Source organism: Streptomyces sp. SID5785, assembly GCF_009870065.1.
Lineage (GTDB): Bacteria > Actinomycetota > Actinomycetes > Streptomycetales > Streptomycetaceae > Streptomyces.
On record NZ_WWIA01000108.1, the window covers coordinates 1 to 22,133 of the forward strand.

A 22,133-nucleotide genomic window follows, 5' to 3' on the forward strand; every position below is an offset into this window, starting at 1 on the left:
GACCCCTCCGAATTCGTCGGCCGCCTCATCCCCGAACTCATCGGCACAAAAGGCGCCGGACTCGCCCGCAGCGGAATGCGAATGGCGGTCAAGGAAGGGATGGAGTCGACGGCGTCGTCCCTCGCCAAGAACGGCGGAAAGTTCGCCGACGAGGCGGCAGGGGCCCCCAAGGACTTCAGTGATCTCGCGAAGAGCACGAGCCATGTGAAGGAAAAGGCGATTCACCACGACTCGGTGGATCCGCACAAGGCGCAGGAGTTCCTCGACTCCGAGTATCCGTGGCTCAAGGACGTGAACAACACCGGGCATCCCGGGTACACGCAGAACTGCAGCCACAACACGGTCGCTGTCGACAAGCGGCTGGACGGCGTCGACGTGAGCGCCGCACCCAAGCAGGCCGGCGACCACATCCCGCCGGAGCAGCTCGGCCTGACCAACCGGGCGAAGGGCCAGTACGACATGGTCGATAGCTATGATGACGTGATCCGTGATCTCCAGGGCCGGGGCGAGGGCGCCCGCAGCGCCGTCTACATCAGCAGGCCCGACGGCACGGCGCACGTGTTCAACGCGGTGAACACCCCGAACGGCGTGGTCTTCCTCGACGGGCAGAGCGGAACGCTCGGCAGGCTGGAACAGAACGTCTCCGGGATCGGACACATCCCGTACCGAAACGGAAATCCATAAATGGTGACCAAGGACGAGGCCGTGACGGCCGCAGAGAAATTCCTGAAGAACATCGCGCACCCGGACCGGGCGAGTTCCGTGGTGATGCTTCCGGACACGGCGGCGGATTTCCCGTACGCGTGGACCGTGCAGTTCGACTTCCAGGAACACCTGGACACGGGAGACCTGGCGCAGGCCCCCTTCAACCGGCTGGTCGTCGTGCCGCACGACGGGTCGCCGGTGCATTTCGCCCCGACCTTCCCGCCCCCGGCCGAGTACCTGGAACTGCAGGCCAGCGGCAACTGGCCCCCGAAGTAAGGCCCCCGCCCCGATGCCCACGCCCGTCGAACGCGCCACCGCCTGGCTCGACCACACCTACCGCGGCCTGGTGGAGACCGCGTCCGCGTCGCCCGTGCACGAGACGTCCACCGCCTGGCTGGTGCCCTGCCGCAGCAGGCCGCAGCCCGGGTACCCGGACACGCCGATGCTCGCGGCCGGTGTGGTCGTGCCCAAGGACGGCAGCAGCCCGTTCCATCCCTCGCCGAGTGCGCCGTTCGACGATCTCGGGCCCGCGGCCGCGGAGGAGACGGCCGCCCGTGCGCGGGACCTGCCCCGGCGGATCAACGCCCGGGGCTGCCTCGTCACGCTGCACGCGATGATCGACGGAGCGCCGTCGAGCCCGCTGCCCTGGCAGTCCTCGGACGAGGCGCCGGGCTGGTGGGACCGGCTGCTGCGCCGCTACTTCCGCGATTTCGAGCCCGTGCCGGTCGCGAGCTGGGACGATGTCGTCCGGGCCCTGTCCGAGACGGGCCCCGACACCCGCGGCGTCGTCTGGGTCCGCCGGGAGGCCGGCGGGCACGAGATCAGCGGCAACCTCGTCTACGGGCACAACAACAAGGGCCGCGTCGTCTTCCTCGACGGGCTGACGTCGTCCCTGGCCCGGCTCGACACGGACGGGGTGCGCGAGCTGCGCCTCGTCCGGTCGGTGCCGCAGACGCACCGCGCCCCCTGGGAGGGGTCGGCGCCGGACTTCGAGGCCGCGTGCGGCAAGGCGCGGGCGTGGCTGGACAGCGTGTACGGCGGCGAGGTGGAGCTCGTCGAGCCGGGGCCCGGCGACGAGACCGCGCGGGGCTGGGTGTTCTCCTGCGACACCCGGCGTCATCTGCGCGGCGGCCGCTGGCAGGACACCCTGCTGGACGCGACGGTCGTCGTGCCGAAGGAGGCGGCGGCCCCGTTCCACCTGCCGAACTCGGCGCCGTGGGCGTGGCTGGCGCACTGGGACCGGGGCGGTCGGCCCGGGACGGGCTCGTTCCCCGCGCCGCCCGCACCGGGGCGTGCGTACTGGTTCGAGCCGACGCTGGCCGAGCTCGGCCCGGTCCTGTCCGCGACGGACCACCAGGTGTGGCGGTCGGCCGTGGACGAGGTGTCGGCGTTCCCCGCCGGGTCGCGTGCCGCGATCTGGGTGCGCCGCACGGACGGCCGGGGGCGCGAGGCGGTGGGCTGGCTGGTCACCGCGCTGACGACGGAGGGCGGCGTGCTCCTCTTCGACGGTTCCTCCGACGATCCGGTCGCCATGGACGAGACGGGCGTACGGGCGCTGCACGTCGTCCGGTACCGCTGACTGTCGAAGAGCGCGCCGCACGCACCGACGGACCCGGCGTCCGCCGCGTCAGTCCCGGTCGACGTGCTCGTGCAGCACGCGCCCGTTCCCCGCGTCCACGTCGAACGTGGTCTTCGCCCAGGTGCCCCGGCTCACGATGTCCACCGCCCAGACCGTGGGCCCGCCGTCGGCGTCGTCGAGGCTCACGCCGGTGACGGTGCCCTTCTGGTGCCCGGCGGCCGCGGCGGCGGCCTTCACCGGGGTGACCTTCGCCTGCGCGAGCCGGTCCGCCGTCTTCTTCCGGTCGTCGGCGTCCTGGCCGTCGTCCTTCTCGGCGCGGGTCACCTTGCCGGAGACGGCGTCGACCCGGATGTCGTGGCTGGTGCCGTCCTCGGTGGCGACCTCGGCCTCCCACACGGGGGTGACCTTGCCGCCGCCTCCGTCACCGTCGTCGCCGTCTCCGCCGCCGTCGTCTCCGTCGCCGAGTTCGATCTCGACGAGTGTGCTGCCGGACACCTTCTTCTCGGCGGTGCGGGCGGCCTTCTCCCAGCCGACCTCGGTCGCGGAGACGAGGTCCTTGCGCTCGCGCTGGTCCTCGCTGAGCTCCCGGCTCCGGCTCGGCGAGGGGTCGTCGGCGGCCCGCGCGGCCCGCTCCGTGCGCTCCGCCCCGTCCGGGGTGGAGGACGCCGCGCCGCTGCCGCCCGAGCAGGCGCCCAGCAGGGCGAGCGAGGCGGCGGCCGCGCACACGGCGCCGGCGGCACGCGCCCGGGCGGCTCGGTTCCCGCGCGTCACGGATGCAGGGTGCTTGCGCATGCTCTGGCCTTTCACGCTGGGGCCCCGGCGTTCGCCTCCGGGGCCTGGTTCGGCGGACTCCACGCCCCAAATCGTCGCAGGACCACCTGAACCCGGCATCTCGACCCGACCCCGTACACGCCACGCGCGACCGGCCACCCCTCCGGGTGAACGGAACATGTACGCGCATGGAACCTCGCCCCCCTGACGAGCCTCTACCCAGGTGAACCGCCTGGCCGTGGACCGGCCGGTCAGGCACCCCCACAGCACCTGTACAGAGGCGCGCGCCCCCACCGAACGCTGCCTCCCTGCGGACGGAGCAGCGCGCCACCATGCGGAAGAGACCTGCGATACGGCAGCCCGAAATACGGCGTACCTCCGGTATGTCACGCCGGGGTCTGCTGCTCGGCGGGGGCGCGCTCGCCACCGCGGGCGCCCTCACCGCGTGTTCGCAGGGCGCCGCCGCGCCTCCCGCGCGCACCTCCGTGCCGTCGCCCGCCTCCGGCCGTCCGGCCGCCCAGGCCGAGCGCGCGCTGCTGCTCCAGGTCCTCGCCCACCCCGACGACGACCTGTACTTCATGAACCCGGACACCCAGCAGGCCCTCACCGCCGGGACCCCGCTCGTCTGCGTGTACGTCACCGCGGGCGAAGCCGACGGGCGGAACAAGACGGCGGCCGACCGCGACCCCGCCCCCGACAAGGCCGCCTACTCCGCCGCCCGCCACCAGGGCCTGCGCCAGTCCTACGCGACCCAGCTCGGCCTGCCCGTCTACACGCCGTGGGACAACAGCGTCCTGCGCCTGCCGAGCGGCTTCCGCGCCGAGGTCGACACCCTCGAGCACAGCGGACGCCGCGTCGAACTGGTCCACCTCAACCTGGCCATGCACACCTCCGCCGGCCACATGGGCGCCCCGTCCCTGTGGCGCGACCGCGGCCTCCTCCTGCGCACCCTCGTCCCCGAAGGATCACCGCTGCGCGCCGTCCAGACGTACGACTACGACTCCGTGGTCACCGTCCTCGTCGAGCTGTTCCAGCGCTACCGGCCCACGGTCGTCCACACGCTCGACCCCGATCCGGACATCCAGCTCAGCGACCGGATCACCCGCATCCGTGACAGCGAGCAGCCCGGCTACTCCGACCACGCCGACCACACCGCGGTCGCGTCCTTCAGCTGGGCCGCGCTGATCCGCTGGGCGCAGACGGCGAAGGGCGGCCCGCCCCCGTTCGTCGCCACCGCGTTCCGCGGCTACTACAACAACCACTGGCCCAAGAACCTCCCGCCGCAGATCCTCGGCCAGAAGGCCGCCCACCTCGTCCCCTACGGCGCCGGCCCCACCTGGGCCTGCGGCAACCCGGCCGGCTGCGGCGACTACAACGTGGGCGGCGACCGCCCCCTGACCAACCGCAAGGGCTGGGTCCGCGCCACCCACCACCGCTATCCCGGCCCGCGCCTCGCCTTGGTCCCGGCCCCCGGCGGCAAGGTCACCGCGTACGGCGTCCTCGGTCTGCGCGCCGTCCGCTACGACGAGCGGGACGGCGGCGGCTTCGGCGACCCCGTCGACCTCGGCGGCGGCCCGCTCGCCCCCGTGCTCGGCAGCGCCACGCTGCCCGACGGCCGCCCCCTGGTGTTCGGCCTGCGGCTCGCCTCGGTGGCGGGCCGGGGCGCGGCCGACGTCCGCGAGATCGTGGTCCTGGAGCCGGGCCGACGCGGCCGCACCGGCGCCTGGACCGGCCTCGGCAACCCGGAGCCCGACCCCGACCGGGGCCGCCGCATCGGCGTCCCCGTCGCCGTGACCGACCGCGACGGCCGCGTCCACCTCTTCGTCCGCAACGCCGACCAGGGCCTCAGCACCCGCGTCCGCGACGCCTCCGGCGCCTGGTCCCCCTGGCGGGGCCTCGGCGGCGGCCCGGTCCAGGACGGCCTCACCGCGGTCCTCGGCGACGACGGCCGCGTCCACGTCTACGCCCCCGGCCACGACACGGTCCACCACTGGACCCCGGACGGCCCCGCCCCGCTCACCGGCCTGCCCACGCCCGCGGACGCGATAGCCGTGGCGGGCGGCCGCCTCTACTACCGCCCGCCGGCCTCCGACCGCCTGCTCTCCCCCGGCGCCGCCCCCGTGGACTTCCCCGGCTACGGCCCCGTCACCGCCGCCGGCGGCTACCTCCTCGGCCGCGCCACGGACGGCCGCGTCCAGCTCCTGCACCGGGGCCGCCTCACCCGCCCCACGAACCTCCCGGCCACCCTCGACGGGCCCGCCCTGACCACCGGCCCCCACGGCCCCACGATCGCCGGCCTCTCCCCGGACGCCCACCCCTGGCTCTGGCGCCCGACCCAGGCCCGGGCGTGACCGTCGTCGCCTGACATCCCCCACCGGCCCCCCGGAAGCAGACACGCGGACGCAGACATGCAGAAGGGCCCGTACGACCGAAGTCGTACGGGCCCTTCCGGAGCTCGCTGGAGCTACCAGGCATCAAGCCCCGAAGGGACTCGACAAGTAAGCGGACTTACTTGTTGATCTTGGTGACCTGGCCGGCGCCGACGGTCCGGCCACCCTCACGGATGGCGAACTTGAGGCCCTCCTCCATGGCGACGGGCTGGATGAGCTCCACCTTCATCTCGGTGTTGTCACCCGGCATGACCATCTCGGTGCCCTCGGGGAGGGTCACGACGCCGGTCACGTCCGTCGTACGGAAGTAGAACTGCGGGCGGTAGTTGTTGAAGAACGGGGTGTGACGGCCACCCTCGTCCTTCGACAGGATGTACGCCTGCGCCTCGAACTCGGTGTGCGGCGTGACCGAACCCGGCTTGATGATGACCTGGCCGCGCTCGACGTCCTCGCGCTTGATGCCGCGGAGCAGCAGACCGACGTTCTCACCGGCCTGGCCCTCGTCGAGCAGCTTGCGGAACATCTCGATGCCGGTGACCGTGGTGGTGGTCTTCTCCTGCTTGATGCCGATGATGTCAACGGTCTCGTTGACCTTCAGGACACCACGCTCGATGCGGCCGGTGACGACGGTGCCACGACCGGTGATCGTGAAGACGTCCTCGATCGGCATCAGGAACGGCTTGTCGACGTCACGCTCGGGCTCCGGGATGGCCTCGTCGACGGCCTTCATGAGCTCGAGAACCGACTTGCCCCACTCGGCGTCGCCCTCGAGCGCCTTCAGCGCCGAGACCTTGACGACCGGGACGTCGTCGCCCGGGAACTCGTACTCGGAGAGGAGCTCACGGACCTCGAGCTCGACGAGCTCCAGGATCTCCTCGTCGTCCACCATGTCGGCCTTGTTCAGGGCGACGACGATGTACGGAACGCCGACCTGGCGGGCCAGGAGCACGTGCTCCTTGGTCTGCGGCATCGGGCCGTCGGTGGCGGCGACCACGAGGATGGCGCCGTCCATCTGCGCGGCACCCGTGATCATGTTCTTGATGTAGTCCGCGTGACCGGGGCAGTCGACGTGGGCGTAGTGACGCGCCTCGGTCTGGTACTCGACGTGCGCGATCGAGATCGTGATACCGCGCTGGCGCTCCTCGGGAGCCTTGTCGATCTGGTCGAAGGCCGAGGCCTCGTTCAGGTCCGGGTACGCGTCGTGCAGCACCTTGGTAATGGCGGCCGTGAGGGTCGTCTTACCGTGGTCGATGTGACCGATGGTGCCGATGTTGACGTGCGGCTTAGTCCGCTCGAACTTCGCCTTCGCCACTGGGGTCCTCCTGAAGTGGTTCTGAACGCCTTGCTTCATCGGCGCCAGGTGATCTTTGCTGGAAAGCCCGGGCCCAGGGGCATCCACCCACGATTGCGGATGAATGCCCCAGCGGGCTCCGGAGTCAAGCCTACGGGGTGAACTCGGTTGAGTTACTCGCCCTTGGCCTTCGCGATGATCTCCTCGGCGACGTTCCGCGGAACCTCGGCGTAGGAGTCGAACTGCATCGAGTAGCTTGCGCGACCCGACGTCTTGCTGCGGAGGTCGCCGACGTAGCCGAACATCTCCGAAAGCGGCACGAGGCCCTTCACGACGCGAGCGCCGCTGCGCTCCTCCATGGCCTGGATCTGGCCACGGCGGGAGTTGATGTCGCCGATGACCTCACCCATGTAGTCCTCGGGCGTGGTGACCTCGACGGCCATCATCGGCTCGAGCAGCACGGGCTTGGCCTGTCGCGCGGCCTCCTTGAAGGCCTGCGAACCGGCGATCTTGAACGCGAGCTCGGAGGAGTCGACCTCGTGGTAGGCACCGTCGAGAAGCGTGACGCGGACGCCCGTCATCTCGTAGCCGGCCAGGATGCCGAACTGCATGGCCTCCTGCGCACCCGCGTCCACCGACGGGATGTACTCCCGGGGGATGCGGCCACCGGTGACCTTGTTCACGAACTCGTACGCCGGGCCGTCCGACTCGGTGATCGGCTCGATCGCGATCTGCACCTTGGCGAACTGACCGGTACCACCGGTCTGCTTCTTGTGGGTGAAGTCCACGCGCTCGACGGCCCGACGGATCGTCTCGCGGTACGCGACCTGCGGCTTGCCGACGTTGGCCTCGACCTTGAACTCGCGCTTCATGCGGTCGACCAGGACCTCGAGGTGAAGCTCGCCCATACCACCGATGATGGTCTGGCCGGTCTCCTCGTCCGAGTGAACCTGGAAGGAGGGGTCCTCCTCCGAGAGACGCTGGATGGCGACACCCAGCTTCTCCTGGTCACCCTTGGACTTGGGCTCGATGGCGACCTGAATGACCGGCGCCGGGAAGTCCATGGACTCCAGGATGACCGGGTTCTTGTCGTCGGACAGCGTCTCACCGGTCGTGGTCTGCTTCAGACCCATGACGGCGACGATGTCACCGGCGCCCACCGACTCGATCTCCTCACGCTTGTTCGCGTGCATGCGGTAGATCTTGCCGATGCGCTCCTTCTTGCCCTTGACGGAGTTCAGCACGGCCGTGCCGGACTCCAGGCGGCCCGAGTAGACCCGGACGAAGGTGAGCTTGCCCAGGTGCGGGTCGCTCATGATCTTGAAGGCGAGCGCGGCGAGGGGCTCCTCGTCCGACGGCTTGCGCTTGATGACGACCTCGGGGTCCTTGACGTCGTGGCCCTCGATGGCCTCGACGTCGAGCGGGGTCGGCAGGTAGCGCACGACGGCGTCGAGCAGGGGCTGGACGCCCTTGTTCTTGAACGCCGTGCCGCAGAACACGGGGGTGACGGTGGTGTCGCCGCCCTTGCCGGAGGCGATGGTGATGCGACGCACGGCGGCGTGCAGCTGCTCCACGGTGGGCTCGGTGCCCTCCAGGAACAGCTCCATCATCTCCTCGTCGTTCTCCGCGACGGCCTCGAGCAGCTTGCCGCGGTACTCCTCGGCAGCCTCGGTGTGGGTCGCGGGGATGTCGACGATGTCGTAGGCCTCGCCCTTGGCGGCCTCGGCCGACCAGACGAACGCCTTCATCGTGACGAGGTCGACGACACCCTGGAAGTCGGCCTCGGCCCCGATCGGGAGCTGCATGACCAGCGGAGTCGCACCGAGGCGGTCGACGATCATGTCGACACAGCGGTGGAACTCGGCGCCGGTGCGGTCCAGCTTGTTGACGAAGCAGATGCGCGGCACGCCGTAACGGTCGGCCTGACGCCACACCGTCTCGGACTGCGGCTCAACGCCGGCGACACCGTCGAACACCGTCACGGCACCATCGAGGACACGCAGGGAGCGCTCCACCTCGACGGTGAAGTCGACGTGACCCGGGGTGTCGATGATGTTGATCGTGTAGTCGTTGTTCTCGAGCGGCCAGTGGCAGGTGGTGGCAGCGGACGTGATCGTGATGCCACGCTCCTGCTCCTGCTCCATCCAGTCCATCGTGGCAGCGCCGTCGTGGACCTCACCGATCTTGTACGAAACGCCGGTGTAGAACAGGATCCGCTCGGTGGTGGTCGTCTTGCCCGCGTCGATGTGGGCCATGATGCCGATGTTGCGCACCTTGGCCAGGTCAAGCGAAGTGGTAGCCATAAGGCTTCAGTCTTCTCTCGGTCTCGATGTGGGTTGCGACTACCAGCGGTAGTGCGCGAAGGCCTTGTTGGACTCGGCCATCTTGTGCGTGTCCTCGCGCTTCTTCACGGCAGCACCGAGGCCGTTGGAGGCGTCGAGCAGCTCGTTCATCAGACGCTCGGTCATCGTCTTCTCGCGACGGGCGCGGGAGTAGCCGACGAGCCAGCGGAGCGCGAGGGTGTTGGCGCGGCCAGGCTTGACCTCGACCGGAACCTGGTAGGTCGCGCCACCGACACGGCGGGACTTGACCTCGAGGGTCGGCTTGATGTTCTCCAGCGCGCGCTTCAGCGTGATGACCGGGTCGTTGCCCGACTTCTCACGCAGGCCCTCCATGGCGCCGTAGACGATGCGCTCGGCGGTGGAGCGCTTGCCGTTCAGCAGCACCTTGTTGATGAGGGAGGTCACCAGAGGAGAACCGTAGACCGGGTCGATGATGACCGGGCGCTTCGGGGCGGGGCCCTTACGAGGCATTCTTACTTCTCCTTCTTGGCGCCGTAGCGGCTGCGGGCCTGCTTGCGGTTCTTGACACCCTGGGTGTCGAGCGAGCCGCGGATGATCTTGTAACGAACACCAGGCAGGTCCTTCACACGGCCACCACGCACGAGCACGATGGAGTGCTCCTGCAGGTTGTGTCCCTCACCCGGGATGTAGGCCGTGACCTCGATGCCGGAGGTCAGACGCACACGCGCGACCTTACGGAGGGCCGAGTTCGGCTTCTTCGGGGTGGTCGTGAACACACGCGTGCAGACGCCACGGCGCTGGGGCGAACCCTCGAGTGCGGGCGTCTTGTTCTTCTCGACCTTGTCCTGCCGGCCCTTCCGGACCAGCTGCTGGATCGTAGGCACTACTTCTCCGGTTTCTGTGTGCCGATCGTGAAACTAACCTGGAACGTCGCCGACCCACGCGGTCGGGTGTGTCGAATGCTGCAGACCCCCGCGAAGGGCGGGAAGCGGCAGATTGCGGTGGCCGTGACCGGTACTCAACGGACCGATCCGGACTCGTCGTGCGGCTGAAGACACGCACGCGAGCCCAGGCACACCCCAGGCACAAGGTCTGAGCGTACCTATCTCATCAGCTGTGGTCAAAACAAATACATCTCAGCCGGGACACGCCGGGCGCCCGCCCGGCCCGTCCCGCCGCCCTCAGCCGCTCGAGCCGCCCACCAGCGCGATCATCAGGACCGCGAAGAGCACCCAGCCGGCCACGGAGAGCCAGCCGAGCACGATGCCGGCCACCGCCATCCCGTCGCCCTGCCCGCCCTGACGCCGGATCTCGCGCCGCGCCACGTGCCCGAGGACGAGCGCGGGGATCCCCGTCAGACCCCACGTGAAGACGGACGCCACCCCGCACACCAGCGCCCCGACGGCCTTGCCGTTCGTCGGGTCCGGCGGCAGCGGCACGGGCCGGAAGGTCTGCGGCACGTACGCCTGCGGGAAGCTCTGCTGCGGCACGGGCCCCTGCGGCAGATCGGCCACCAGCACGCTCAACTCGCCGACCGTGCGCGCCTGGTAGGCCCGCTCGATCCGGCGCTCGTACTCGCCCTGCGGCAGCCGCCCCTCGGCGAACCCGGCCCGCAGCACGTCGACCGCGCGCTCCCGGTCCGCGTGAGCGGCCAGCATCGAGGGCTGACCCTGGTTCTGCGGCGGCCAGGGCGCCGGCTGCCACGACGGATTCGACACGAGACCACTCCCCCGGTACCGGACACGTTCGTCGTACGTGTCCCTCCATGATGCGCCAACGCGCCGCAGGGCGGCCACCCCGGGTTACCCCGTGGTGACCGCCCTGCGGTTCACACAGCTGCTCGCTTACTGGTTGTACGGACCGTAGTCGTAGTCCTCCAGCGGAACGGCCTGGCCGGAGCCGGTGCCGAACGGCGAGTAGTCGATGTCGTCGTAGCCGACGGCCGAGTACATCGCGGCCTTGGCCTCCTCGGTGGGCTCCACCCGGATGTTGCGGTAGCGGGACAGACCCGTACCGGCCGGGATGAGCTTACCGATGATGACGTTCTCCTTGAGGCCGATGAGGCTGTCGGACTTGGCGTTGATCGCCGCATCCGTCAGGACTCGGGTCGTCTCCTGGAAGGAGGCGGCCGACAGCCAGGACTCCGTCGCCAGCGAGGCCTTGGTGATACCCATCAGCTGCGGACGGCCGGAGGCGGGGTGACCGCCCTCGGTGACCACACGACGGTTCTCGGTCTCGAACTTCGAGCGCTCGACGAGCTCGCCCGGCAGCAGCTCCGCGTCGCCGGACTCGATGATCGTCACACGGCGCAGCATCTGCCGGATGATGATCTCGATGTGCTTGTCGTGGATCGACACACCCTGCGAGTTGTAGACCTTCTGGACCTCGCCGACCAGGTGGACCTGGACGGCACGCTGACCCAGGATGCGCAGCACGTCGTGCGGGTTGGTGGCACCCACGGTCAGCTTCTGGCCGACCTCGACGTGGTCGCCCTCGCCCACGAGCAGACGGGCACGCTTCGAGATCGGGAACGCCGTCTCGTCGCTGCCGTCGTCCGGGGTGACGACGAGCTTCTTGGTCTTCTCGGTCTCCTCGATGCGGACACGGCCCGCGGCCTCGGAGATCGGGGCGACACCCTTCGGCGTACGAGCCTCGAAGAGCTCGACGACACGGGGCAGACCCTGGGTGATGTCGTCACCGGCCACACCACCGGTGTGGAAGGTACGCATCGTCAGCTGGGTACCGGGCTCACCGATGGACTGGGCGGCGATGATGCCGACCGCCTCACCGATGTCGACCGTCTTGCCGGTGGCCAGCGAGCGGCCGTAGCAGAAGGCACAGGTACCGACGGCCGACTCACAGGTCAGGACCGAGCGGGTCTTGACCTCCTCGACGCCGTGCGCGACCAGCGCGTCGATGAGCACGTCACCGAGGTCGACGTTGGCCGGCGCGATGACCTTGCCGTCCACGACGATGTCCTCGGCCAGCATGCGGGCGTACACGCTGGTCTCGACGTCGTCCGCCTTGCGCAGGACGCCGTCGGCGCCCTTCTCGGCGATCCGCAGACGCAGACCGCGGTCGGTGCCGCAGTCCTCCTCGCGGATGATGACGTCCTGGGAGACGTCGACCAGACGACGGGTGAGGTAACCGGAGTCGGCGGTACGCAGAGCCGTGTCCGCAAGACCCTTACGAGCACCGTGCGTCGAGATGAAGTACTCCAGCACCGACAAGCCCTCACGGAAGGAGGCCTTGATCGGACGCGGGATCGTCTCGTTCTTGGCGTTCGACACCAGACCACGCATACCCGCGATCTGACGCATCTGCATCATGTTTCCTCGGGCACCCGAGTCGACCATCATGAAGATGGGGTTCGTCTTGGGGAAGTTCTCGTTCATCGCCTCGGCGACCTCGTTGGTCGCCTTGGTCCAGATGTTGATGAGCTCCTGAGTGCGCTCTTCCTTGGTGATGAGACCGCGCTCGTACTGCTTCTGGACCTTCTCGTCCTGCGCCTCGTACCCGGCGACGATCTCCTTCTTCGCCTCGGGAACGACGACGTCGGAGATGGCGACGGTGACACCGGAGCGGGTGCCCCAGTAGAAACCGGCCGACTTCAGGTTGTCGAGCGTCTGCGCGACGATGACCTTGGGGTAGCGCTCCGCCAGGTCGTTGACGATCTCGCCGAGCTGCTTCTTGCCCACCGAGTAGTCGACGAACGGGTAGTCCTCGGGCAGCAGCTCGTTGAAGTGCGCGCGGCCCAGGGTCGTGCGCAGCCGGAAGCTGTCGCCCGGCTGGTACTCGGGCTCGCCCTCCTCGGCCGCCGGCGGCGTCCAGCCGCGCGGGGGCATGGTGCCCACCGGGAAGCGGATGTCGATCGCCGACTGGAGTGCCAGCTCGCCGGCGTCGAACGCCATGACGGCCTCGGCCGTGGAGCCGAACGCGCGGCCCTCGCCCTTGGTGTCACGAAGCTCACCGTCGGTGGTGAGGAAGAACAGACCGAGGACCATGTCCTGGGTCGGCATCGTCACCGGACGGCCGTCGGCGGGCTTGAGGATGTTGTTCGAGGACAGCATCAGGATGCGGGCCTCGGCCTGCGCCTCCGCGGACAGCGGCAGGTGCACGGCCATCTGGTCACCGTCGAAGTCCGCGTTGAACGCGGTGCAGACGAGCGGGTGGATCTGGATGGCCTTGCCCTCGACCAGCTGCGGCTCGAAGGCCTGGATGCCGAGGCGGTGCAGGGTGGGCGCACGGTTCAGCAGAACCGGGTGCTCGGCGATGACCTCTTCGAGGACGTCGTACACGACCGTGCGGCCGCGCTCCACCATGCGCTTGGCGCTCTTGATGTTCTGCGCGTGGTTCAGGTCGACCAGGCGCTTCATCACGAACGGCTTGAAGAGCTCCAGCGCCATGGCCTTCGGCAGACCGCACTGGTGCAGCTTCAGCTGCGGACCGACGACGATCACGGAACGCGCGGAGTAGTCCACACGCTTACCGAGCAGGTTCTGACGGAAACGACCCTGCTTGCCCTTGAGCATGTCGGACAGCGACTTCAGCGGGCGGTTGCCGGGGCCCGTGACCGGGCGACCACGACGGCCGTTGTCGAAGAGCGCGTCGACGGCCTCCTGGAGCATGCGCTTCTCGTTGTTCACGATGATCTCGGGCGCACCGAGGTCGAGAAGGCGCTTCAGGCGGTTGTTGCGGTTGATCACGCGGCGGTACAGGTCGTTCAGGTCGGAGGTCGCGAAGCGGCCACCGTCCAGCTGCACCATCGGACGCAGGTCCGGCGGGATGACCGGCACGCAGTCGAGAACCATGCCCTTGGGGCTGTTCGCGGTCTGCAGGAACGCGGAGACGACCTTGAGGCGCTTGAGCGCACGGGTCTTCTTCTGGCCCTTGCCGGTGCGGATGATCTCGCGGAGACGCTCGGCCTCCTCCTCGAGGTCGAAGGTCTCGAGGCGCTTCTGCAGCGCCGCGGCACCCATCGAACCGTCGAAGTACGTGCCGAAGCGGTCGCGCAGCTCGCGGTAGAGCAGCTCGTCGCCCTCGAGGTCCTGGACCTTGAGGTTCTTGAACCGGTTCCACACCTCGTCGAGACGGTCGATCTCGCGCTGCGCACGGTCGCGCAGCTGCTTCATCTCGCGCTCGGCGCCCTCGCGCACCTTGCGGCGCACGTCGGCCTTGGCACCCTCGGCCTCGAGCTCGGCCAGGTCGGTCTCGAGCTTCTTGGCGCGGGCCTCCAGGTCGGAGTCGCGGCGGTTCTCGATCTGCTGACGCTCGACCTGGACGTGCGCCTCGAGGGAGGGCAGGTCGCGGGTACGGCGCTCCTCGTCGACGAACGTGATCATGTACGCCGCGAAGTAGATGACCTTCTCGAGGTCCTTGGGAGCCAGGTCGAGCAGGTAGCCCAGCCGGCTCGGGACACCCTTGAAGTACCAGATGTGGGTGACGGGGGCGGCAAGCTCGATGTGGCCCATCCGCTCACGGCGCACCTTGGCGCGCGTGACCTCGACGCCACAGCGCTCGCAGATGATGCCCTTGAAGCGGACACGCTTGTACTTACCGCAGTAGCACTCCCAGTCCCGGGTCGGACCGAAGATCTTCTCGCAGAAGAGTCCGTCCTTTTCCGGCTTGAGCGTGCGGTAGTTGATGGTCTCGGGCTTCTTGACCTCGCCGTGGCTCCACTGACGGATGTCGTCAGCGGTGGCCAGACCGATCCGGAGCTCATCGAAGAAGTTGACGTCGAGCACTATGCGTCAATCCCTCTCAGGGTTGTAAGTCTGTGGTCTGAAACGGGGGTCGAGGGGTCGGCGGGGGCCTCACCTGACGGCGAGGCCCCTACCGGACTCCCGTCAGACCTCTTCGACGCTGCTCGGCTCGCGCCGCGACAGGTCGATGCCGAGCTCCTCCGCTGCGCGGAAGACGTCCTCGTCGGTGTCGCGCATCTCGATGGACATGCCGTCCGAGGACAGCACCTCCACGTTGAGGCACAGGGACTGCATTTCCTTGATGAGCACCTTGAAGGACTCGGGAATGCCGGGCTCAGGGATGTTCTCGCCCTTGACGATGGCCTCGTAGACCTTCACACGGCCGGTGACGTCGTCGGACTTGATGGTCAGCAGCTCCTGGAGGGCGTAAGCGGCGCCGTACGCCTCCAGCGCCCACACCTCCATCTCACCGAAGCGCTGGCCACCGAACTGGGCCTTACCACCCAGCGGCTGCTGGGTGATCATCGAGTACGGACCGGTCGACCGGGCGTGCAGCTTGTCGTCGACCAGGTGGTGGAGCTTGAGGATGTACATGTACCCGACCGAGATCGGGTCCGGGAACGGCTCACCGGAACGGCCGTCGAACAGCCGCGCCTTACCGGTCGGCAGGACCATGCGGTCGCCGTCGCGGTTCGGCCGGGTGTTCTCGAGCAGACCCGCGAGCTCGTCCTCACGCGCACCGTCGAAGACCGGGGTGGCGACGTTGGTACGGGGCTCGACCTGGTCGGCGCCGATGGCCTGCAGACGCTGCGCCCACTCCTCCGAGAGGCCGGAGACGTCCCAGCCCTGGCTGGCGAGCCAGCCGAGGTGGATCTCCAGGACCTGTCCCGGGTTCATTCGGGACGGGACACCCAGCGGGTTGAGGATGATGTCGACCGGGGTGCCGTCCTCCAGGAACGGCATGTCCTCGATCGGGTTGATCTTCGAGATGACGCCCTTGTTGCCGTGACGGCCGGCGAGCTTGTCACCGTCGGTGATCTTGCGCTTCTGCGCGACGTAGACACGAACCAGCTGGTTCACGCCCGGCGGCAGCTCGTCGCCCTCCTCGCGGTCGAAGACGCGGACGCCGATGACCTTGCCGATCTCGCCGTGCGGCACCTTCAGCGAGGTGTCGCGGACCTCGCGCGCCTTCTCACCGAAGATCGCGCGGAGCAGGCGCTCCTCGGGGGTCAGCTCGGTCTCGCCCTTGGGCGTGACCTTGCCGACGAGGATGTCGCCGGCGATGACCTCGGCACCGATACGGATGATGCCGCGCTCGTCGAGGTCGGCGAGGACCTCCTCCGAGACGTTCGGGATGTCCCGGGTGATCTCCTCGGGGCCGAGCTTGGTGTCACGGGCGTCGACCTCGTGCTCCTCGATGTGGATCGAGGAGAGGACGTCGTCCTGCACGAGGCGCTGCGACAGGATGATCGCGTCCTCGTAGTTGTGACCCTCCCAGGGCATGAACGCCACGAGCAGGTTCTTGCCGAGGGCCATCTCGCCCTCTTCGGTCGCGGGACCGTCGGCCAGCACCTGGCCGGCGATGATCCGCGCGCCCTCGTCCACGACGACCTTCTGGTTCACAGAGGTGCCCTGGTTGGAGCGGGAGAACTTCGACAGGCGGTACGTGGTGTACGTGCCGTCGTCGTTGCCCGTGGTGATGTAGTCCGCGGAGACCTCCTGGACCACACCGTCCTTCTCGGCCTTGAGCACGTCACCGGCGTCGGTGGCGCAGCGGTACTCCATGCCGGTGCCGACGAGCGGCGCCTCGGACTGGATGAGCGGCACGGCCTGGCGCATCATGTTCGCGCCCATGAGGGCACGGTTGGCGTCGTCGTGCTCGAGGAACGGGATCATGGCGGTCGCGACCGACACCATCTGGCGCGGCGAGACGTCCATGTAGTCGACCTCGTCACCGGGGACGTAGTCGACCTCTCCGCCGCGGCGGCGGACCAGCACGCGGTTCTCGACGAAGCGGAGCTCGTCGTTGAGCGGCGCGTTGGCCTGCGCGATGACGAAGCGGTCCTCCTCGTCGGCGGTCAGGTAGTCGACCTCGTCGGTGACCTGGCCGTCGACGACCTTGCGGTACGGCGTCTCGATGAAGCCGAACGGGTTGATCCGTCCGTACGAGGCGAGCGAACCGATCAGGCCGATGTTCGGGCCTTCGGGCGTCTCGATCGGGCACATGCGGCCGTAGTGCGAGGGGTGCACGTCACGGACCTCGAAGCCGGCCCGCTCACGGGACAGACCACCCGGGCCGAGGGCGTTCAGACGACGCTTGTGCGTCAGCCCCGACAGCGGGTTGTTCTGGTCCATGAACTGGGACAGCTGCGACGTGCCGAAGAACTCCTTGATCGACGCCACCACGGGGCGGATGTTGATCAGGGTCTGCGGCGTGATCGCCTCGACGTCCTGGGTCGTCATGCGCTCGCGCACGACGCGCTCCATACGGGCGAGACCCGTACGGACCTGGTTCTGGATCAGCTCGCCGACGTTACGGATACGGCGGTTGCCGAAGTGGTCGATGTCGTCGGTCTCGACGATGATCTCGCGGCCCGACTCGCTGACCGTCTCGGTCTCACCGGCGTGCAGCTTCACCAGGTACTTGATCGTGGCGATGATGTCGTCGGTGGTGAGCACGCCGGCGTCCAGCGGCTCGTCCGCGCCGAGCTTCTTGTTCACCTTGTAGCGGCCGACCTTCGCGAGGTCGTAGCGCTTCGGGTTGAAGTAGAGGTTCTCGAGCAGCGTCTGCGCGGCCTCGCGCGTGGGCGGCTCGCCCGGACGGAGCTTGCGGTAGATGTCGAGCAGCGCGTCGTCCTGGCCCTGGGTGTGGTCCTTCTCCAGGGTGGCGCGCATGGACTCGTACTGGCCGAACTCCTCGAGGATCTGCTCGGTCGTCCAACCGAGAGCCTTGAGCAGGACGGTGACGGACTGCTTGCGCTTGCGGTCGATGCGGACACCGACCATGTCGCGCTTGTCGATCTCCATCTCCAGCCAGGCACCACGCGAGGGGATGACCTTGGCCGAGAAGATGTCCTTGTCGGACGTCTTGTCGATGGAGGAGTCGAAGTAGACGCCGGGCGAGCGGACCAGCTGCGACACGACGACACGCTCGGTGCCGTTGATCACGAAGGTGCCCTTGTCCGTCATGAGCGGGAAGTCGCCCATGAAGACGGTCTGGGACTTGATCTCGCCGGTCTCGTTGTTCGTGAACTCGGCGGTGACGAAGAGCGGGGCGGCGTACGTGAAGTCGCGCTCCTTGCACTCGTCGATCGAGTTCTTCGGAGGCTCGAAGCGGTGGTCGCGGAAGGTCAGGGACATCGACCCGGAGAAGTCCTCGATCGGGGAGATCTCCTCGAAGATCTCCTCCAGACCGGACTTGGTGGGGACGTCCTGACCGGACTCGAGAGCCGCCTCGACCCGACTCTGCCACGCGGTGTTGCCGAGCAGCCAGTCAAAGCTCTCGGTCTGCAGTGCGAGCAGGTTCGGAACCTCGAGGGGCTCCTTGATCTTTGCAAAGGAGATGCGCAGCGGGGCGGTGCTTGCGCCGTTGTTCGTATTCGCGGTCGAGGCGTTGCGCGAGGCGGCCAAGAGGGGGTCCTTCCGAGGGCTCGGACTCACTACGCGCGTACCGGTCCCACGCCAGGCAGAGAGACAGAAAGCCCAGGTCAGGGCTGATTCGGTCCACTGTGCTCAAGCGAGGGCATGCCCCTGGTGACGGGCAGGGAGCAGCTAACAGGCAGCGCAAAGGGACAGTGTAGCCAGAAGGCCCACTGATGTCCAGTGCGGGTTTTTTGAGACCCTCGTTGTTCTCAACCGTGCTCTCAACCGTTCACCGTCTGCGGCATGCCCTGTGCGCTGAGCGACGCACCTTCTTACTGCCCTCTTCGCCGTCGATCCATGCCTCGGATCCGGATCGTTGTGACGACGCGTCCTGAGAATTGCGCGCTGCGTGCGGTTCGTCAAGGCCCCCGCTCGGCCGAACCGGGGTGGCTCCGGGCACAACGAAGATCACCATACTCTGCGCGACCGACACCGCAACGCACCCTCGACCCGAGTGCCGGACAACGCCGAAAGGCGACCACCCACCTGGGTGATCGCCTTTCGGTACGCCGGTGTTACACCCCCGAAGGGGGCAGTTTCACCGAGCAGGAGTCAGCAGACTCGCAAGGTCACTTGACCTCGACGGAGGCGCCGGCGCCCTCGAGGGCCTCCTTGGCCTTCTCCGCGGCGTCCTTCGCGACCTTCTCGAGGACCGGCTTCGGGGTGCCGTCGACGAGGTCCTTGGCCTCCTTGAGGCCCAGGGAGGTGAGCTCGCGCACGACCTTGATGACCTGGATCTTCTTGTCGCCGGCACCCGTGAGGATGACGTCGAACTCGTCCTGCTCCTCGGCGGCAGCGGCGTCGCCGCCACCCTGGGCCGGACCGGCGGCAACGGCGACGGCCGCGGCGGCGGTGACGTCGAACTTCTCCTCGAAGGCCTTCACGAACTCGGAGAGCTCGATGAGGGTCATCTCCTCGAACTGGGCGAGCAGGTCTTCCTGGCTGAGCTTCGCCATGATGGGCGATCCTTCCACTAATTCGGCTGGTGCCGGTTGTCCATGTAGGCGGGCGTACGGTCGGCCCGCTTCGACCACTGCCTCAGGCAGCGGTCAGAGTGCGAGCCGAATTACTCGGCACCGCCCTGCTCGGCCTGCTTGGCACGAAGCGCCTCCGCGGTGCGGACGAACTTCGAGGGCAGCGCCTGGAAGAGCTGAGCAGCCTGGGACTGCTTGCCCTTGAAGGCACCGGCCAGCTTGCTGAGCAGAACCTCGCGGGACTCGAGGTCCGCAAGCTTCTTGATCTCGTCGGCGGACAGCGCCTTGCCGTCAAGGACACCGCCCTTGATGACGAGGTTCGGGTTGTCCTTGGCGAAGTCACGAAGACCCTTCGCCGACTCCACCGGGTCACCGGTGACGAAGGCGACCGCCGTCGGACCCGCGAAGAGGTCGTCCAGCGTGTCGATCCCGGCCTCGTTGGCCGCGATCTTGGTCAGCGTGTTCTTCACCACGGCGTACTCGGAGTTCTCACCGAGCGAACGGCGCAGCTGCTTGAGCTGGGCCACGGTGAGACCCCGGTACTCGGTCAGCACGGCGGCGTTCGAGCTGCGGAACTTGTCCGTGAGCTCGGCTACCGCGGCAGCCTTGTCGGGCGTCGGCATAGAGCGTCGGCCTCCTTCCGGGTGATGAGGACCGCTCGCAAGGAGGCCGGCAAAACGAAACGCCCCGGCGCAGGCGCACGGGGCGTGAGCTCGACCAGAATCCTGAAGCGGAATCCGGGAGCACTTCCACAGTCACCTGCGCGGGTCGTCCGCGTCTCAGCGGATCCTTCGGCCGCCGCACCCTCTTGCGAGAGCACAGCAACGACCAGCGGTCTTTGGCTTCTGTGGAAGGTTACGTGAAGGGGAGCGCGTCGAGCAAATCCGCTCAGACCGAGCCGTCCGCACCGGCGTCGGAGAAGTCGTCACCGGCGCCGGAGCCCGTCCCCGAGCCCGCCGCGTCGCCGATCTTCTTCAGCATCTCCATCAGGTCGAAGGTGTCACCCGCGGGCGGCACGTCGACCTTCACGGCCGCGCCGTAGTCGGAGAACGTCTCGGAGATCTCGGCCGCGCCCTGCTCGCTGTCCATGGTGACGTCGAGCCGGACCGGGAGGTCGTCCTCGTTGACCCACAGCTCGGTGTCGTAGCCCTTGATGCCGGCCTTCTCGACGTTCTTCAGGAGCTGATCGCGCTCGGACTTGCTGAGGAGCTTCAGCGAGTCGTTCTTCGCCATCATCTCGTCGACCGTCAGCTTGCCCTTGTAGTGCTCCGTCCGCACGCCGCCGACGGTGGCCGCGCCGAGGTGCTTCACGTTCGGCGAGGAGAGCAGGACGGCGATCTGCTGCGCCGGGTCCTGGTTCATGCTGTCCAGGCTGCCGGTCATCTGGCGCATCATCTGCTCGTCGCCGGACTTCTCGGCCAGGGCGCCGAGATCCATCTTCATCCAGCGCTTGCCGTCCATGTCCTTGGCGGCCTTGGCCCCCATGTCCATGTACATCACGTTGTCCTGCCACAGCATGCGGACGGACTCCGGGGCGTCCGGGTCGCCCGCGGTGAGCTCCGAGCCCGTCATGGTCATATCCATGACCGTCGGGTCCCAGCCCATGGTGCCGCTGAGCTTCATCGTGCCGCCGCCGCCGAGCCCGGCCGGCGTCTTCATCGTCATGGCGACCTTCGCGGACTTCGCCGCGGAGGTCTTCTTGAAGGCGGCCGTGAGGGCCTGCGTGGCCTGCGTCTGCGAGCCGGCCCCCGCCGCACCCTCGTCGGTCTTCCCCCCGCCGCTGCAGGCCACGGCCCCGGTGCACAGCAGCGCGGTGGCCGTCGCGGCGCCGAGCGCCCTTCGTACGGCAACAGTCATGTCGATCCCACCCCTTGTGAACACGTGTATGAGCTGAACGCGTGTATGAGCCGCACCATATCGGACGCCTCGGACAGCGCTCCCTCGCATTTCCCGGAGACACCGGGGGCGCCGGTGCCCCGGGATGCGCCAGGGGGGCGCCGAGAGGGGGACGCCGTCAGCCGTCGGCGGGGCGGACGTCCGCGAGGTCCAGGGTGTCCCGCGCCGGCGGGCGCTCGGCCGCGGCCCGGGCTCCGTAGTCCCGGTAGTGGACGGTGCTGGTGAAGTCCCCGGCGCGCTGGGTGCGCCGCACGAGCAGGTGCCGGGCGTCGACCCACACGTCGATGCGCTGCTCGCCCGCGGTGCCGCGGTAGTGGGTGGTGCGGGCGCCGCGCACGGTCTCGGCGGCCACCCGGTACGCGTCCCCGGTCTCGACGAGGGTCTTCAGACAGCCGGCGGGGCCCAGGTCGCTCTGGGTGTCGTAGGGGTGCCGGATCCAGTGCCGCCCCTTCTGGAGGCGGGCGAACCGGTCACTCATCCGGGTGTAGTACGCGTCCGGGAGGTAGCGGGTCTGGGACGGGTCGCCGCCCAACGCGCGCGTGGAGGCGGCCAGTTCGCCGCCGGTGACGCGGACGGTGAGGGTGCCCCGGACGCCGTCGGTCCAGTCGAGGGTGCCGCCGCTGCGGGTGCGCAGCCGGCCGCCGGTGTCCATGGTGGCGTCGATCCGGGCCGAGCCGGCCTGGGTGACCTCGGCGCGGGCGATGCGCAGGTCGTCCTGTACGCCCTTGCGGTCCCGGTGGTCCTCCTGGTCGCCCCGGGCCGTGCCGCAGCCCGCGAGCAGAGCCCCCGCCATGACCAGCGCCGCCACCCGTCCGTGTCTCATCACGGGCGACGCTAGCGCAGCGCCGCAGGGCCGCGGGCCCGAAGCGGAAAAGGGAAC

Annotated in this window: 16 protein-coding genes; 4 read left to right on the top strand and 12 right to left on the bottom strand. The window is 68.6% G+C overall.

All coding sequences use genetic code 11. From position 1 onward, the window contains the following. The 3 genes from GTW43_RS03230 to GTW43_RS03240 all read left to right on the top strand — a co-directional run. A partial coding sequence (locus GTW43_RS03230) for a toxin glutamine deamidase domain-containing protein (RefSeq protein WP_237536369.1) occupies positions 1-684 on the top strand: 684 nt, incomplete at its 5' end. Further along, complete coding sequence (locus GTW43_RS03235; protein ID WP_161300064.1) at positions 685-981, top strand: YrhB domain-containing protein; 297 nt, start codon at positions 685-687, stop codon at positions 979-981. It begins immediately after the preceding gene. Between the two features lie 13 nt (positions 982-994). Beyond that, positions 995-2,284 carry a YrhB domain-containing protein gene (locus GTW43_RS03240; protein WP_161300066.1) on the top strand — a complete coding sequence of 430 codons (1,290 nt, stop codon included), beginning with the start codon at positions 995-997 and terminating at the stop codon, positions 2,282-2,284. A 48-nt stretch (positions 2,285-2,332) separates the two neighbouring features. Here GTW43_RS03240 and GTW43_RS03245 read toward each other — a convergent pair whose 3' ends face one another. After that, on the bottom strand, positions 2,333-3,055 hold the full coding sequence (locus GTW43_RS03245; protein ID WP_161300068.1) for a PepSY domain-containing protein: 723 nt from the start codon (positions 3,053-3,055) through the stop codon (positions 2,333-2,335). Positions 3,056-3,438: 383 nt separating this feature from the next. Here GTW43_RS03245 and GTW43_RS03250 point away from each other — a divergent pair, with 383 nt between their 5' ends. Next, entirely contained in the window at positions 3,439-5,406 is a 1,968-nt protein-coding gene (locus tag GTW43_RS03250; protein ID WP_237536371.1) for a PIG-L family deacetylase, read from the top strand. Between the two features lie 157 nt (positions 5,407-5,563). On the opposite strand, the gene tuf is transcribed toward GTW43_RS03250, so the two are convergent. The 11 genes from tuf to GTW43_RS03305 all read right to left on the bottom strand — a co-directional run bounded on the left by tuf (position 5,564) and on the right by GTW43_RS03305 (position 22,076). Beyond that, positions 5,564-6,757, bottom strand: coding sequence for an elongation factor Tu (gene tuf / locus GTW43_RS03255; RefSeq protein ID WP_161300072.1), 1,194 nt, complete (start codon positions 6,755-6,757; stop codon positions 5,564-5,566). A gap of 152 nt (positions 6,758-6,909) precedes the next feature. Further along, complete coding sequence (fusA, locus tag GTW43_RS03260; RefSeq protein ID WP_161300074.1) at positions 6,910-9,039, bottom strand: elongation factor G; 2,130 nt, start codon at positions 9,037-9,039, stop codon at positions 6,910-6,912. Between the two features lie 39 nt (positions 9,040-9,078). Next, complete coding sequence (gene rpsG, locus GTW43_RS03265; RefSeq protein ID WP_111663838.1) at positions 9,079-9,549, bottom strand: 30S ribosomal protein S7; 471 nt, start codon at positions 9,547-9,549, stop codon at positions 9,079-9,081. Between the two features lie 2 nt (positions 9,550-9,551). Further along, positions 9,552-9,923 carry a 30S ribosomal protein S12 gene (gene rpsL, locus GTW43_RS03270; RefSeq protein ID WP_003948652.1) on the bottom strand — a complete coding sequence of 124 codons (372 nt, stop codon included), beginning with the start codon at positions 9,921-9,923 and terminating at the stop codon, positions 9,552-9,554. A 297-nt stretch (positions 9,924-10,220) separates the two neighbouring features. After that, a complete protein-coding gene (locus GTW43_RS03275; protein WP_161300113.1) occupies positions 10,221-10,697 on the bottom strand; it encodes a DUF1707 and DUF4190 domain-containing protein in 477 nt (158 codons plus the stop codon). A gap of 186 nt (positions 10,698-10,883) precedes the next feature. After that, positions 10,884-14,783: a DNA-directed RNA polymerase subunit beta' gene (locus GTW43_RS03280; RefSeq protein ID WP_161300076.1), complete on the bottom strand. Its 3,900-nt coding sequence runs from the start codon at positions 14,781-14,783 to the stop codon at positions 10,884-10,886. 102 nt (positions 14,784-14,885) lie between these two features. After that, positions 14,886-18,371 (bottom strand): DNA-directed RNA polymerase subunit beta, encoded by a 3,486-nt coding sequence (rpoB, locus tag GTW43_RS03285; RefSeq protein WP_161300078.1) that lies wholly within the window; start codon positions 18,369-18,371, stop codon positions 14,886-14,888. 581 nt (positions 18,372-18,952) lie between these two features. Beyond that, positions 18,953-19,339, bottom strand: coding sequence for a 50S ribosomal protein L7/L12 (gene rplL / locus GTW43_RS03290; protein WP_161300080.1), 387 nt, complete (start codon positions 19,337-19,339; stop codon positions 18,953-18,955). Between the two features lie 110 nt (positions 19,340-19,449). Further along, positions 19,450-19,980 carry a 50S ribosomal protein L10 gene (gene rplJ / locus GTW43_RS03295; RefSeq protein ID WP_161300082.1) on the bottom strand — a complete coding sequence of 177 codons (531 nt, stop codon included), beginning with the start codon at positions 19,978-19,980 and terminating at the stop codon, positions 19,450-19,452. 265 nt (positions 19,981-20,245) lie between these two features. Next, positions 20,246-21,214 carry a hypothetical protein gene (locus tag GTW43_RS03300; protein ID WP_161300084.1) on the bottom strand — a complete coding sequence of 323 codons (969 nt, stop codon included), beginning with the start codon at positions 21,212-21,214 and terminating at the stop codon, positions 20,246-20,248. Between the two features lie 157 nt (positions 21,215-21,371). After that, positions 21,372-22,076: a hypothetical protein gene (locus GTW43_RS03305; protein WP_161300086.1), complete on the bottom strand. Its 705-nt coding sequence runs from the start codon at positions 22,074-22,076 to the stop codon at positions 21,372-21,374. Between the last annotated feature and the right edge of the window lie 57 nt (positions 22,077-22,133).